The 13,860-nt window shown below is 61.7% G+C and carries 11 protein-coding genes; 4 read left to right on the forward strand and 7 right to left on the reverse strand.

Features of this window, described 5'->3' with window-relative positions; genetic code table 11:
* Positions 1-28: 28 nt before the first annotated feature.
* The 6 genes from PQQ52_RS15480 to PQQ52_RS15505 all read right to left on the reverse strand — a co-directional run bounded on the left by PQQ52_RS15480 (position 29) and on the right by PQQ52_RS15505 (position 7,521).
* The gene (locus tag PQQ52_RS15480) at positions 29-1,402 is read right to left on the reverse strand and encodes a beta-barrel domain-containing protein (RefSeq protein ID WP_408212651.1); all 1,374 of its coding nucleotides are present in this window, start codon (positions 1,400-1,402) and stop codon (positions 29-31) included.
* Positions 1,380-4,013, reverse strand: coding sequence for an FHA domain-containing protein (locus tag PQQ52_RS15485; RefSeq protein WP_408212654.1), 2,634 nt, complete (start codon positions 4,011-4,013; stop codon positions 1,380-1,382). The genes PQQ52_RS15480 and PQQ52_RS15485 overlap by 23 nt, the downstream gene beginning before the upstream one ends.
* 227 nt (positions 4,014-4,240) lie before the next feature.
* Positions 4,241-5,653 carry an efflux transporter outer membrane subunit gene (locus tag PQQ52_RS15490; RefSeq protein WP_408212832.1) on the reverse strand — a complete coding sequence of 471 codons (1,413 nt, stop codon included), beginning with the start codon at positions 5,651-5,653 and terminating at the stop codon, positions 4,241-4,243.
* 319 nt (positions 5,654-5,972) lie between these two features.
* The gene (locus PQQ52_RS15495) at positions 5,973-6,248 is read right to left on the reverse strand and encodes a hypothetical protein (RefSeq protein ID WP_408212656.1); all 276 of its coding nucleotides are present in this window, start codon (positions 6,246-6,248) and stop codon (positions 5,973-5,975) included.
* 288 nt (positions 6,249-6,536) lie between these two features.
* On the reverse strand, positions 6,537-6,971 hold the full coding sequence (locus tag PQQ52_RS15500; protein WP_408212659.1) for a DUF4399 domain-containing protein: 435 nt from the start codon (positions 6,969-6,971) through the stop codon (positions 6,537-6,539).
* 46 nt (positions 6,972-7,017) lie between these two features.
* Positions 7,018-7,521 (reverse strand): DUF4399 domain-containing protein, encoded by a 504-nt coding sequence (locus tag PQQ52_RS15505; protein ID WP_408212662.1) that lies wholly within the window; start codon positions 7,519-7,521, stop codon positions 7,018-7,020.
* A gap of 402 nt (positions 7,522-7,923) precedes the next feature.
* Between PQQ52_RS15505 and PQQ52_RS15510 the strand changes: the two genes are divergently transcribed.
* Positions 7,924-9,930, forward strand: a complete 2,007-nt coding sequence (locus PQQ52_RS15510) for an SUMF1/EgtB/PvdO family nonheme iron enzyme (protein ID WP_408212665.1) — start codon at positions 7,924-7,926, stop codon at positions 9,928-9,930.
* A gap of 138 nt (positions 9,931-10,068) precedes the next feature.
* Here PQQ52_RS15510 and PQQ52_RS15515 read toward each other — a convergent pair whose 3' ends face one another.
* On the reverse strand, positions 10,069-12,126 hold the full coding sequence (locus PQQ52_RS15515; protein WP_408212668.1) for a serine/threonine protein kinase: 2,058 nt from the start codon (positions 12,124-12,126) through the stop codon (positions 10,069-10,071).
* A gap of 415 nt (positions 12,127-12,541) precedes the next feature.
* On the opposite strand from PQQ52_RS15515, the gene PQQ52_RS15520 reads away from it, so the two are divergent.
* The 3 genes from PQQ52_RS15520 to PQQ52_RS15530 all read left to right on the forward strand — a co-directional run bounded on the left by PQQ52_RS15520 (position 12,542) and on the right by PQQ52_RS15530 (position 13,607).
* Positions 12,542-12,823 carry a hypothetical protein gene (locus PQQ52_RS15520; RefSeq protein ID WP_408212672.1) on the forward strand — a complete coding sequence of 94 codons (282 nt, stop codon included), beginning with the start codon at positions 12,542-12,544 and terminating at the stop codon, positions 12,821-12,823.
* 88 nt (positions 12,824-12,911) lie between these two features.
* The gene (locus PQQ52_RS15525) at positions 12,912-13,196 is read left to right on the forward strand and encodes a hypothetical protein (protein ID WP_408212675.1); all 285 of its coding nucleotides are present in this window, start codon (positions 12,912-12,914) and stop codon (positions 13,194-13,196) included.
* Between the two features lie 183 nt (positions 13,197-13,379).
* Positions 13,380-13,607: a hypothetical protein gene (locus tag PQQ52_RS15530; protein WP_408212677.1), complete on the forward strand. Its 228-nt coding sequence runs from the start codon at positions 13,380-13,382 to the stop codon at positions 13,605-13,607.
* The last annotated feature ends 253 nt before the right edge of the window (positions 13,608-13,860 follow it).

Genomic DNA, 13,860 nt, shown 5'->3' on the forward strand with positions numbered 1-13,860 from the left:
TCCTTTGATTGACGTGTAATTGGCGCGCTCAACCTGCTACCTGCCTGAACGGATCGAGACCCAGGTCGATCAGGCGCCGCTCGCGCACCACGATTTCCGCGCTCGCTGTCATGCCGTAGCGCAGCGGATAGCGGGTGTCGGCGATCTGGTAGTAGTTCTTGTCGAGCGTGACGCGGCCTTCGTACACCGGCTGCTTGTCCAGCGAGGACGGCTTGGTGGCCGGCGAAATATAGGCCAGCGTGCCGCTGATCAGCCCATAGCGTTGATAGGGGAACGCGTTGAATTTCAGCTTGACCGGCTGGCCCTCGTGCAGAAAAGCACGATTTTGTTCGGCGATTTCGATCTTCAGCACGGGCTTCGCATCTTTCGGCGCGATGCCGCCGAGCGGCGCGTTCGCCTGGATCTTGTCGCCCCGCTGCGTTGAGGTCACGTCGGTGATGACGCCGGAGACCGGTGCGAGGATCAGCAGGAAATTGTCTTTGTCGATGTTCTCGAAGCGGATCCGCGCCGCGGCTTCGGCCACGAGGCGTGCGGTCTGCAGTTGCAGACGCAGCTTGTCCTCCGCGTCGGTAATGTCGCGGATTGCCGAGTCGTACTGGAGCTGCAGGTCGGTGGTCTGCTGCCCGCTGGTTTCGAGTTGCGCATTGGCCTGCGCGTATTCATGACTCAGGCGGAAATCCAGTTCCGCGAGTTTCGATTGCGCGACGCGGTAGGCGTTATCCGCTTCCATCGCAGCGGTCCGTTTCTGTTCGACCTGCAACTCGGCGATACCGCCGCCACCCGGTTGCGCAAAAAGCCGCGAGTAGCGGTCCAGTTCCTGACGTGCCGCCTCACGCGTACGGCGCGCATTGTCGAGCACGCTGCGCGCTTCGTCGAGTTCGGCCTTCTGGCCCTCGGCGAGCTTGGTCGTGCCTTCGGAGACGCGATTTTCATGTTGATGGGCTTCCACTTCCATCTGCGCCTTCAGCGCGGCCGCCTTGCGCTCCATCAGCGCCTTCTTCTCGGGGAACTGTTTCCAGTCGCGTTCGGCGTCTTCGAGTTTGAGCTGCGCCTGCAGTGCGTTGCTCGCGGCCTCGATCGCGCCGCGCGCATTCAGCCGCGCCAGCACGTCGCCCTTCGATACCGGTTGCCCCTCGGCGATGTACAGATCGGCGAGTTCGCCGTCGATCGGCGCATAGATGCGGCGCACCTCCGATTCCGGCGAGAGCGTGCCTTGCGCGCTGACGATCACATCGGCGCGACCCACGAACGACCACAGCAAGCCGGCCACCACCAGCGCGACCATCGCCCAGATCAGCGCTCGGGCGAGCCGCACTGGCTCCGCCGTCAGAATCGCGATGCCTTCGACGCTATGGTCTTCCAGCGCCTCCGACAACGGTTTAGGGTGATTGTCGCGTTTCACTCTGCTCGTCTCCGATCAACGCCAGCTTTGCCCTCAACAGTCCGGGGTCCAGCACCATGCGCAGCTCCGTGAGCGAGCGACGCTGCAAATCCGCTTCCGCTTCGATATCCGCGAGCAGGCGGTCGAAATCGGCGGGATGATCCGCCTTCAGTTGCGTGTAGATGCGCATGCCCTGTTGCGCGGCAGACTGCGCATCGGAAAGCAGACGCGCCTCGCTGCGAAAGCCGGGCGAAATCCCTGCTTCCAGCCGTTGCGTGCCGCCGATCGAACCGCTCGCCCGGTACTGCTTCCAGAGGCTCTGCGCGCGCAGCAGCAGGTCTTGCGCACGCGCGAGAGCTTTGTCGTGCAAGGCGGCAACGTCTTTCTGGACGGATTGCACGAACCACGCGTCTGCCGTCGGATCGAGACTGGCGTAGAACGACAGCAGGCGTTGGTCGTAATCCTTGTTGCCCCGTGTCTTCTGCAAGTCGGTGAACTGGTCGAGCTGCGCTTTCTTGTGCGCCAGTTCCGCCGCGATCACGTCGGACCACGGCCCCGCCGGCATGGTCTGCAAGCCGGCCAGCGCCTGTTGTGCATCGCCCCGCTGCCACGCCGCGCTGGCGGCGTCATGACGCTGAATGACATCCGCCGACGGCAGACGGCTCGCGGCCAGTTGCTGAAACTGCGCCTGAAATGGCGGCGTACTGAAACGCACCGTTTTCAGCAAGGCGAGCAACGGCGTCAATTGCCGACCCAGCGCGGCGTTCAACACGTCGGTGTAGTGGCGCAAATCTTCCCGCACACGATCGAGGCCGGCGAGACGCGGATAGCGCTGTGCGTAATCGTCGAGGACGGCAGGCAGCGCATCGGGCTTGTCGCGCGCCAGTTCGGTACGAATAGTGCCGTTCAGGCGGTCGATGGCGGCGATATACACCGAGTCGTCACTTTCCAGTTTGCGCAGATGGCTCAGCGCCTGTGCGTACGGCTCTGCAAAAACGGGGACGTACGAGGCAATACGGTCAAGCGCGCGCTGATGGCTCCGGGCGTCGTCGTCCCACCGTTGCAGCAGGCCGCTGATGGTCGCCTCGTCGGCGTACATGCGGATCGGCGCGTCCGCCCCGCCGCGCCCCACCACGAAGCGCTCCAGGTCGCCCACCCATTGCAATTCGCCGACCAGAGACGCGGCGTCTGCATTGTTCGCACTCAACGCGCTCATCTCCTTGAGCAGCGCGTCGGCCTGATCGAACTGCGCCTTTTGCAGCGTATTCAGCCAGCCGGGGACTTTTGCCTTCAGCAGCGCTTCGCTTGCCAACGCGCTGACTTTCGTGTCGGCGGGATGATTCGCCAGATAGCCGTTTGCCGCGGTCACCGCGCTGGTGTAATCACCGCTTGCCAGCAAGCTTCTCAAGTCACGCTCCGATGAGCCGCGCACGTAAAGCGTCAGCGCAACAGCCACCAGAACGGCGAAGGCCGCGCCACTCCACCACGCGGCGCGACGCGCCATCGTGTGATCGTCACCCGCAAAGGCCTTGCTGAGTTCTCCCGCGAGCAGACGCCAACGCTGCGGCCGGCCCTTCTGCACGTTCGTGCCGTTCGTGCCTTGCCTCGCATGTGCGCCGTTTTCGCCATGCGTGCCGTTTGTTCTGTTCGTTCCATTGATGCTTTTTGTGCCGTTGGAACCGTTCGCACCGCCTGTCAGCGTGTCGCGCTTTGCCTGTGCGGATGCGGATGCGGCCTGCGCTGCCTCGTTGACTTCGTCTTCGCGTTGTAGTCCCGGGTCGACACAAAAGATATCGAGGAACGAATGCGCGGCGCCGACGAACGTGGTCTTGTCGGTATCGACAGCTTCGTCGACAGCGGGATTGAGGTATAGCTGGGTCACGGTCGGCTCGACTTCAGGGGGTTTTTGCAGTGTCACCCTGTAGACGAAGTGGTCGCCGCCAAATGCAAGGAGGTCCCCCTCCACCAGCGCCAGCGCGGTTTCGTCGAGCCGCTTTCCGCCGACGAATGTCCCGTTGGTGCTGCCCAGATCTTCGAGGTAGAGTTCGCCGCCCTTCAGAAAGATGTGCGCATGACGCCGTGAGATGTAGTTGACCTGATGCGGATAGCGGTCCTTGTAGCGCGAGAAGACCTCGTCCGCTTTGCTGATCAGAAAGGGGAACGCCTGCACCTCGATCGGTTGAAGCCCGAGGTCGTCGCGTTGCGGCACCAGTAGCAAGCCGGGCGCCGACATCGCGCTGGCAGCAGCGACGATTCGCGCGCGCGGCTCGATACTCACGCGATAGCAGAGCTCGCCGCCGAAACACAACTGGTCGCCGGCACGCACCCGCGCCGGGGCTTGCCGCACCGCGATGCCATTGAGTGTCGTGCCATTCTTGCTGCCAAGATCGGCGACATAGACGGCGCCGTGCTCCGTGAAAATCCGCGCATGACGGCGTGACAGGCGGGTAATCCGTTCGGCGGGGTAGTCGGTAAACGGCACCTCGCTGCGCCCGATCGCGAACAGACTATCGACAATCCGGATCGTGTCGAGCGCGGGCTGCTGCGCGGAACCAACCGGCGACAGCACCACGTCGAATGTGGAGTTCTCTGTCGCGCGCATCTCAGCAATCGGAGCTTCCCCGGTGGCCATTTTATCTGGATCACTAATCGTTTACCCGCTGCGGCGAGAACGCAGCAGGAGCGGAAAGAAGAACTACAGCGAATAGCGGATTTTCTAGGGAGCCGTGCAGAATCTGACTCCTTACAAATTTTAAGTCACGCATGGCAAGTGTCAATTTTCAAATCGTCGGTTGTAAGAGCCATTCATGCGTCATATGCAGCCGAAAGCAGCCGAAATACGCCACGCCGCGGATTAGCTCAGTGTTCCTTTACTTCCGCCTGCACATCCACGCTCGGCCAGCCACCGCCTAGCGCCTTATAGAGCAACACCGTATCCGACAGAATCAGTTGATGATTGGCAAGCAGTTCCTGCTGCGCCGCCAGCAAAGTCCGTTCGGTTTCAAAAACTTCCAGCTGGGACACCACGCCGAGGCGTAGTTGCGACTGGATCTGATCGGCGACGATTTGCAGACGCGAAACCTCCTGCTGCAACTCCACGCGCTGCGCCTTGTGCGAATTCAGATTGACCAGCGCGTTTTCCACTTCCTCGAACGCCCCCATCACAGCGACGCGGTACTGTTGTTCGGCGACCGTCGATTGCGCTTTCGTGACCTTCACGTGCGCGCGTACGCCAGGGTCGAGCAGCGGAATGTTGATGCTCGGCATGAATCCGTAGGTGAACGACTTCAGCAAATCGGTCAGCGCGAAACTCGCCGTGCCACCGTGGCCAGTGAGGTTGATGGTGGGCAGTTGCGCGAGCTTGGCCTGGCCGACCAGGTCGTAGGCTTCCAGCACTCTGAACTCGGCGGCCACCACGTCGGGGCGCCGCGCGAGGAGTTGCGCGGGCAAACCGTCGGGCACTACGGGCAGTTGCACGCGTTGCTGCAAATGTCCTTTCGGCGACTGGAACTCGCCCGCCGGCACGCCGAGCAGCGTGCATAGCGCGTTATTCGCGAGATCGCGCGAGCGGCGCAGTTCGAGCAACTGATTCGTCAGGCGGTTGATCTCGGCCTGCTGACGTAACACCTGGGTTTGCGGCACGAGGCCATTGCGGCGTTGGCCGTCGTAGATGGTGAGAATCTGCCTGTTCGTGGCGAGCGTTTGTTGCTGCTGCTCGATCTGGTCGTCGAATTGCAGGATCTGGAAATAGGTACTCGAGACATTCGCCACCAGTTCCAGATAGCCGGCGCGCCAATCCGCCTCACTTGCGTGGAATTCGGCCTTCTGCGCCTGCACGCCCTTCTCCACCTTGCCCCAGATATCGATATCCCAGCTAACCTGCGTCGCAACGTTGTACTGTTTGGCAAACGTCTGACCGGTAGTCTTTTCGAAATCGGCGCCGCCGCCGAGATCCATGGTTGGCAACGCGCCGGCTTTGGCCTCGCCGATCTGCGTGCCAGCCACGTCGATACGCGCGGCCAGCACCTTGATGTCGAAGTTGCTGGCGATCGCTTTCGCGATCAGCGTGTCCAGATACGGATCGTGGAAGCCTTTCCACCAATCCGGCTCGATGGTCGCGGCCGCCGATACGGGCGAGCCTTTCTGATCCGACCACGACGCCTTGGCCGGCGTATCGGGCCGCTTGTAGTCGGGCATGCTGACGTCGATACATGCGCACAGCGACAGCGCACAGGCCGTTGCCACGCAGAGTCCGCGCAGTGCCGCGGCCATGCGGTTCGCGCTCGCCGGTTGACGGCTCGCATAGCACCGTGCAGAAGCGCTGAAAAAGTGCCGACGAACCATTGATTCAAGCAACGCTGACACGATTTTCTCCGATGACACCGGCTACGCTGCACGAGGAGAACGCGCTGTTTAAGTAAAGCATGTCCTGTCCGGCTTCACCATCGAAGCAGTGCAGAAATGTCGGCGCGGGGATCGGGCGGTGACGCCAGGGTCGTGTGGAAAGAACGATTGGATGCGAAGTCTTTTTGATGCGCTGAAGGTGTACGTCCCGCGGAGGCCGGAAAGCCTCCGCGGCGGCCTGTGCCGTTCAATACACGTTGATGTTGTTGCTCGAGCTCACATGCGGATCGATCGTGGTGGTGACACCGGCAACGAACGCTGCGTTGTTGCCGTTCGCGTTCTGAATGTTCATCGTGGTGCTGATCAGCTGCGTGGCGTCGACGGCCTTGCTGTTGTTCGGCGCATACACAGGCATGAAGTTGAAGTACGACGAAGACGGGCCGAAGCCGCCGCGCACGGCGCTCATGGCCTTGCTGTCGAGTTGTGCGGTGAGGGACAGGTCTTTGATCATCAGCGTGTTCATGGTAAATCTCCTGGAAGGGAAACAGCACAGTCCTGCGATTGGGTTCGAGCATCTTGTCTGCTCGAGTGTCACTAATGCATGGGCTATGCCAGTTCCGCTTTCCGTTCCCAGGAAATCTTCTGAACGGCTGCAGATAAAGGGCTTCGGGAGTGATGTGCCGTTAGACGCGGCGCAATGGCTGCGAAGCGGCAGGCTGGTGCTGGTGGATCCCAACCAACAACGCGCGCGATGGTGTTGGTTGCGACGTGACACTGAAACGAAAGACCGATCGCGCCAGGCAATACGGCGTCAACGCGCAATGACCGTGATCTTCTTCGAGTACACCGGCGGATTGTGCGGCATGTGCATGTCGTCGCCCATCAGCAGTTGCAACGTGTGCTTGCCAGGCGGCAGTTGAATCGTCGTTTCCGTTTCGCCCGCGCCGAAGTGCAGATGGTTGCGGTCATTTGGAATTTCCTGGTCCATCGGTGGCAGGTCGGTATCGATCAGCAGATGGTGGTGCCCCGTGTTCGGGTACTTGACGCCTTTCGGCGCCACACCCATATAGCGCAAGCCGAACCACACCCGAAACGGTTTATTGGCCTGCACCACCTGCCCGTCGTTCGGATAGCCGATATAGACGTGCGCGCCGGCCGGCGACGGCGTCGTGCCGGCCGTGGCGAAATCCGGCGAGGCCAGTGACGCCAAAGTCACGAGCGCCGCGAGCGCGATGATCTTGTACATGTTGGTCTCTCCGTCCTGACGGACCCGCTTTGAACGAACGGGACAGCTAGTCTTTTAGTACGGTGATGGTGATTTTCTTCGAATACACCGGTGGCACGTGCGGCACGTGGCTGTGGTCGCCGAGAATAAGCTGCAGTGTGTGCTTGCCCGGCGGCAACTCAATGCGCGCGTCGGTTTCACCCGCACCGAAATGCAGGTGGTTGCGGTCCGACGGAATTTCCTGGTCGAGTGGCGGTAGATCGGTGTCGATCAGCAGATGGTGATGCCCGGTGTTCGGAATCGCCACGCCCTTCGGACACACGCCCATATTGCGCAGACCCATGCGGACCCACAGCTTGCCGCCGTGAATTACCGCGCCATCCGACGGCCAGATGATGTATTCCTCGGCGCCCGGTGGCGAAGGCGTTTGTTCGGCAAGCGCGGATCCAGACGTTGACACAATGCCGAGCACGAGAGAAACAGCGGCGCACAAAACCGTGCAGAGCTTTGCAAGGCTCGCCTTCGTTCCGTGACGTATATCGAGCACGCCAGGTGTGAGGGTTCTTCGCATTGCGCACTCTCCCGAAGAAAAGTCATGGCTGCCTCGGCTGCGCAAAGCGCAGACCGGACGCTCCGGCTGAATGTCGCGGGCGCTCGCGTAGTTTCACGTGAGTTCACGTGGCGGATTCACGTCGATGGGCGGCAGTACTATTAAAACGGCCGTACTGCCCTACTTTGTGAATTAGCTTAGGACGTAACTTGCCAAAAAGATACGCCACACTCGTTAACCGTATAACGCATTGATGGTGTGCGGACAGTTGTGACGCGCAAACTGCGTGCTATCGTTGTTCATAGGTTGTCGATGGAGAGTCGATAGCGGCATCGATGCTGCACCCGATCCACTCCAACGGCTGACGCGAGTGTCGCTGTCGTCAAAACCCTATGTTCTGTCCGGAATAAACAGGATACGAATATGTGGCGAACATTCCTGCTGGTGTGTATGGCCGGGGTCATTCAGGTGCATTGGGGCAGCGCTTACGCCGCGGCGCAGCGCGATGGTGCGGAGCACGGTGCCGCTGCTATGCGTACGACGGCTGCTTCGAGCAGGCCGCTCACACCGCAAAAGAACAACACGCTGCCCGCGCGCATCGCGTTAGTGATCGGCAACGGTACCGGCGGTCATGACGCCGACCCAGTCCGCGATAATGCGCCGCGCGATGCTGAAGCCCTGCGCGACACACTGCGTGCGCACGGTTTCGACGTCATCATGCGCACCAATGCGACGCCGCAGCAAATGCGGCAGGCCATCGGCGAATTCCGCCAACGTCTGCGAGAAGGTGGCACCGGACTCTTCTATTTCGCGGGACACGGTTTGCAAATCGGAACGCAGACGTTGCTCGTGCCCGCCGGGCTCGATGCACACGCTCCAGCACGATGGGTCAGCGAAAGCGTCGATTTGAATACCGTACTGCAGGCGATGCGGGCGCCGCGTGCTGATGCACTTAATCTCGTGATTCTCGATACCTGCCTGAACAACCCGTTCTCCAGCGACCTAACGCCCGATACGTCCGCGCTGCCTGCCAATACGGTGGTTGCGTACGCAACCGCACCGGGAGGGTTTGCCGCGGACGGCCTGCGTCATGGCGTCTATACGAATGCATTGCTGCACGTGCTCAACGACGCTTCTTCATCACAGGATCTTGCGGGATTGTTTCAACGCGTCGCGACGAGGGTGAGCGAGGTGACTGGCGGTGAGCAAACGCCGTGGATCGCCTCATCGCTTGCGAGGGACGCAAGCCTTGACGAGCCGGTATCTCGCACCGCCATTACGACGCTCACAGCCGCTACGAGCGACGATCCGATTATCGCGCTGCATAGCAGAGGCATCCTGCCAAAGGACAGCAGCGAGCAATACGAGATTACCTTCTGGAATTCCATCAAGGACAGCAACTACCCCAGCGATTACGAGGCCTATTTGAAGGCCTATCCGAATGGGCGCTTCGCCACGCTCGCCCATGCACGTATCGACCGGTTGCGCGCCGCGGCGCCGGCGAGTGCGCCATCCACTTCGCCGTCCGCCACGACATCTGCCGCGCCAGCAGTTTCGCCGACACCGCAGGCCGCGCGGTCAACCCCACCCGCCAGCGCTGCGCCGCAAGCCCACCCACACGCCGCCGCGCCTACGCCGACTGCAGCGACCGCCGCACTCGCAGCCCCTTCCATGCCGATGGTCGCGCAAAAGCCCACCACGCATGCGCCAAGCGCGGGCGAAAGCCGCGATTGCGCCACCTGCCCGATCATGATCGCGTTGCCTGCGGGCGAGTTCTCGATGGGCAGCAGCACCGACGACCCGTCCGAAAAGCCCGTCCATCACGTGACCATCGGCACGCCGTTCGCGATCGGCAAGTACGAGGTGACCGTCGAGCAATGGAACGCGTGCGCCGCAGCGAACGCCTGTCAAAAGCTGACGCCGGAAAGCAATACGAACAAAGCGACACCGGCACGCGACCTCAGTTGGGACGACGCGCAACAGTACGTGAAATGGCTGAGCAAAACGACCGGCAAACCGTACCGCTTGCCCACGGAAGCCGAATGGGAATACGCGGACCGTGGCGGCACCACAACGGCATACTGGTGGGGCGATCAGATGCGCAAGGGCAACGCCAATTGCAAGGATTGTGGCGATCCCTGGCACAAGGAGGGGCCCGAAACGGCCGGCTCGTTCGCGCCGAATCCAGTTGGCCTGTATGACATGAACGGCAATGTCTGGGAATGGGTCGCCGATTGCTGGCACAACTCCTACCAGGGCGCGCCCACCGACGGTCACGCGTGGGACAGCCCCAGTTGCGACATGCGCGTAATTCGTGGCGGTTCGTGGCGCGAAGGTGGGAGCTACATGCTGAGCGCGACGCGCTTCAAGTACAGCGCCAGCGTGCGCCAGTCGCAGGATGGCTTCAGGGTGGTCAAGGATTTGAAGTAGTGCAGAGGCGGCAGTGGCAGCGGGTCATGCTGGGCGGTGGGTGTTTCTGTGTTTCTGGGGTTACGCGTGGTTAAGAGGCCATGCGTGGCGCTGGGCCTGTGAGCGCTTCGGCAACCGCGGGCGATCCCAATGCGCCCCTTAAGGCGTGTGCGCCCTGGTCGTGATCGGCGCGAAGTCGGCCACGATGTGATCCTGACCGTATTTGCCGGCCATCTGCGTGAGCCGCGTATCCAGTGCGCGCAGATAATCGGCACGTGATTCGCTTTCGGGCCGCGGCTTGTCGAATAGCTGCGCCGGCGTAATCAACAGCACGACCATCTCCGATCCAAACGGCTTCGAAATGATCCAGTCACCCGCGCTGCCGATAGTGGCCGAATAGTGCGGGGGCGCCTGGTTGTCTTTCGCACGTGGGCTCGGCACCATGTGCACGATGCTGCCGTCGAGCTGGTAGTAATCGAGGTTCACGTACGAGTCGTAAGCGGGCGTGGTCACGTCGACGATCAGCGGATCGCCTTCGCTCAACTGGCCGCCGGGCGGCCGAACATGCAGCGATGCAACGTGGCCCGCCTGCCAGTTGCGGGTCCAATAGGGGGCGAGCGCGTTGATCGTGGCGCATTTGTCGTCGGCGAGCGGCTCGACCTGGAGCGTCAGCGTATCGACGCCCGGCAATGCCGTCAGGGTGTCCTTCAGATGCGCTGCCCCGTAGCGTTGCGAAACGTAGCCACGCACCGTCAACGCGTGGTCTTGTGCAGAAGCGGACAGCGCCGAGCACGGTATTTGCGCCAGAACAGGCGCGATGGCGGCCAGGGTCAATGCGGGTTTAGGCGCGGGTGGCACAGGAGGTTGCGCCGGGGGTGATGACGCGCCCGAAGCTGCCTCCGATGCCGACTGCGTGCCACTTTGCCGATTCGGCGCTGAGCGCAAAGCAAACACGCCGACCGCCGCGGCACACACCACCGCAAACCCCGCGAATCCCACCTTCACCAACGTACCCGACTTCTCCGCGCGCGCTTCGTTGTCGAACTCCGCGATGAAGCGCACAACGCTCGGCATGCGCGTGTCGCGATCAAACGAAAGCGCGGTGCGCAACGCGCGCCACTGTTTCGCATCGAGATTGGGGGGCCGCTGCGGTTTGAAGTCCGCATTGCGGGCCTGAGTCGCCGACAATCGGTCGAATGGATGGTGGCCCGTCAATAACTCGTAGGTAATGCAGCCGAGCGCATAGATATCGTCGCGCGGGTCCGGCTCGCGATGCTCGATCATTTCCGGACTCGCATAGGCGGGTGTCAACGCGCCGAGACTGCCAGGGTCGAAGACAGTAGCGTCGCTCTCCTCCTCCGGCCGCTGGAACACACGGGCAATGCCGAAGTCGATCACCTTCACTTCGGCATTCGTCGTGAGAAAGACGTTGGCGGGCTTGAAATCGCAATGCACGAAGCCATGTTCGTGCGCATAGGCCAGTGCATTGCACATGCCGCGCACAATCGGCAGCGCGGCGCGAACCGGCATTCCCTTATAGCCCGGCGTACGCAATAGCTGGCTCAGCGGCTTGCCGGTGAGGTACTCCATCGTCAGGTAGACGATTGGTCCGTCGCGATCGAAGTCGTACACCGCGATGATGTTGCGGTGCGCGAGCACCTGCGCCTTGCGCGCCTCGCGTTGCAGCGCGACAAGCGAATTCGGATTGCCGCGGAACTGGACGTTGAGCACCTTGACCGCGAGATACGGCTTACGATCCGACGCCTCGAGCTTGCGCAAATCGAGCGCCTTGTACACCGTGCCCATCCCGCCGACACCCAGACATTCCTCGAGAACGAAGCGGTTGTTCAGCGTATCGCCGGTGCCTTTGATCTGATCGTGTCCCGGCGCGCTGGCGGCGCTCCCGGCACTTGTGGAGCCTGCCGCGTTCGCCCCGCTCGCCGAGCGTACCGGCGGTATCTCGACGGTGGTCTGCATGCCGGTTTCCTCGCCGCCGGCCGCCACGTTCGAGACGCGCAACTGTTCGATGCGCCGCCGCACTTCGGTGTAGAGATCGTCGGGTAGAGGGGTTTTACGATGCGCTGCGCCGAGCATATCCAGCAGCTGCGTGGGACCGAGTCCTTCGGTCGTCAACGTGCTGTCGAGTTGAGCGACGAACTCGTCACGTGACAGCTCGCCGCTCTGATAGTCGCGAATCACATGCGCAAGGCTAGCCATTTGTGCGAAGCGCCCCCGCTGCCGTTGGGCCGGATCGCATGCGACCGGAGCCTTTCGGGCCGATAGAAAACCTGTCGTAACCAGTTACATGTGCCGCTTCGATACTAGCTCCCGACCCGCGCTTTCGCAAACCAGGATTGCCCCGCTGCGTGCAGGGCCGGCGAGTGTCTTGCGACATCCAACAGAATTCGACGCGTTGTTGGGTATGCGCCATCAGCCGCCCGCTATCTTCAAGTGGCCGTGCTGTGTCTCCGACGTGGCGGCATGACGCGAAAGCCTTGTGCATCAAGCCTCCGCCAACTTTATTAGGAGGCGCGAATAAAACTGGCACAGCCCATGCGTTAGTGACACTCGAGCAGACAAGATGCTCGAACCCAACCGCAAGACTGTGATGTTTCCTTCCAGGAGATTTACCATGAACACGCTGATCATCAAAGACCTGTCCCTCACCGCACAACTCGACAGCAAGGCCATGCGTGCCGTGCGCGGCGGCCTCGGCTTCGGCTTCCCCAGCACGTCGTACACCAACATCAGCCCGGTGTTCGCGCCGAACAACAGCAAGCAGGTCAGCGCCACGCAGTTGATCAGCAACGAGCTGAACATCCAGAACGCCAACGGCAACAACGTTGCGTTCGCCGCCGGCCTCGATACGTCGATCGTTCCCTACGTCACGTCCAGCAACAACATCCACGTTTAAAGCCTGATTCGGCGAAGCGGAGGGGCCCTCGGCACTCTCCGCTTCACTTCGATCACGCCCGTCTCCCGCGCACCTTTGGAGAATCACCATGTCATCCCTCATGATTCGCGATCTGTCCCGCACCCGCGAGCTCGACCGCCGCGCAATGTCGGCGGTGGCCGGCGGCACCGGCAGCAGCGTACCTGGCTTGCCTTCTATGCCTGGCCTTGGCGGCGTCGCCAATGTCAGCGTCTCGGTGGTCCAGAACCTCAGCCAGATACAAACCGTCAATGTTGCCGCTCTCAACAACATTGGCGTGATCGGCGCGGGCTTCGTGCCGTTGAATCTGAATGTCAGCCCGTCGCTGTGGGCTGCCAATTACGCCAACGTTTAATGGCGTGCAGTAGCGAGGGAGCGGGGACTTCCCTACTGCGGCTTGTTCACATCCCACAGGCGAGCTGCAAGCAGATTTCCTATACTGATAGTGCGACGAGACCTCAGCACACTTAAAGACACACCCGGGCGGCGGCAGGAGAATCCCACCAGCCGCCGGCTCGATCGCTTCCCTGGAGCCGCCATGGCAAAGCTCGTGATCAAAGACCTCACCGATAGCGTCGAACTCGACCGGGAGGCGATGGCCGCGATTGTTGGCGGTGCACGGATCGGAGCGCGTACGAGCGTCGCCGTGCAGGTGGTACCGGGAACCGCACGCGTTGTCGACTATCCGCCGGGTTTTCCCGCGGCACATCAGACCATTGCCGATGTGGCCGCTGCTACCGTCACGCGCGATTTGTCGCGCAGCTAGACCGCCGTTCAGACACTCGCAGCAACGGCACGTGCTTAACGCGCGTGCCGTTTGCGTTTGATGCCCATACACTTGATCCGCGTGCCATCCGCATGCGTGCCGGTCGTGCCGGCATCCTCCTGCATGGCTTGCTTCGAACCAGATCGACACTGACATCTTCGACAGCCGTATTTAAAGGTCCTTCTTATAGGACGCGTGAGATGCCTGCAATTGGAAACAAACCGCGCATCAGGTCACGCGCAAATGAGTGGAC

It is taken from the genome of Paraburkholderia sediminicola (assembly GCF_046030555.1).
In the GTDB taxonomy this organism is placed as follows: domain Bacteria; phylum Pseudomonadota; class Gammaproteobacteria; order Burkholderiales; family Burkholderiaceae; genus Paraburkholderia; species Paraburkholderia sediminicola_E.

Excerpts from the sequence above, each read along its gene's own strand:
- PQQ52_RS15515 (WP_408212668.1), bottom strand. The coding sequence starts at position 12,126 with ATGGCTAGCCTTGCGCATGTGATTCGCGACTATCAGAGCGGCGAGCTG.
- PQQ52_RS15525 (WP_408212675.1), top strand. The coding sequence starts at position 12,912 with ATGTCATCCCTCATGATTCGCGATCTGTCCCGCACCCGCGAGCTCGAC.
- PQQ52_RS15510 (WP_408212665.1), top strand. The coding sequence starts at position 7,924 with ATGTGGCGAACATTCCTGCTGGTGTGTATGGCCGGGGTCATTCAGGTG.
- PQQ52_RS15505 (WP_408212662.1), bottom strand. The coding sequence starts at position 7,521 with ATGCGAAGAACCCTCACACCTGGCGTGCTCGATATACGTCACGGAACG.
- PQQ52_RS15485 (WP_408212654.1), bottom strand. The coding sequence starts at position 4,013 with ATGGCCACCGGGGAAGCTCCGATTGCTGAGATGCGCGCGACAGAGAAC.
- PQQ52_RS15495 (WP_408212656.1), bottom strand. The coding sequence starts at position 6,248 with ATGAACACGCTGATGATCAAAGACCTGTCCCTCACCGCACAACTCGAC.
- PQQ52_RS15530 (WP_408212677.1), top strand. The coding sequence starts at position 13,380 with ATGGCAAAGCTCGTGATCAAAGACCTCACCGATAGCGTCGAACTCGAC.
- PQQ52_RS15520 (WP_408212672.1), top strand. The coding sequence starts at position 12,542 with ATGAACACGCTGATCATCAAAGACCTGTCCCTCACCGCACAACTCGAC.
- PQQ52_RS15490 (WP_408212832.1), bottom strand. The coding sequence starts at position 5,653 with ATGGCCGCGGCACTGCGCGGACTCTGCGTGGCAACGGCCTGTGCGCTG.
- PQQ52_RS15500 (WP_408212659.1), bottom strand. The coding sequence starts at position 6,971 with ATGTACAAGATCATCGCGCTCGCGGCGCTCGTGACTTTGGCGTCACTG.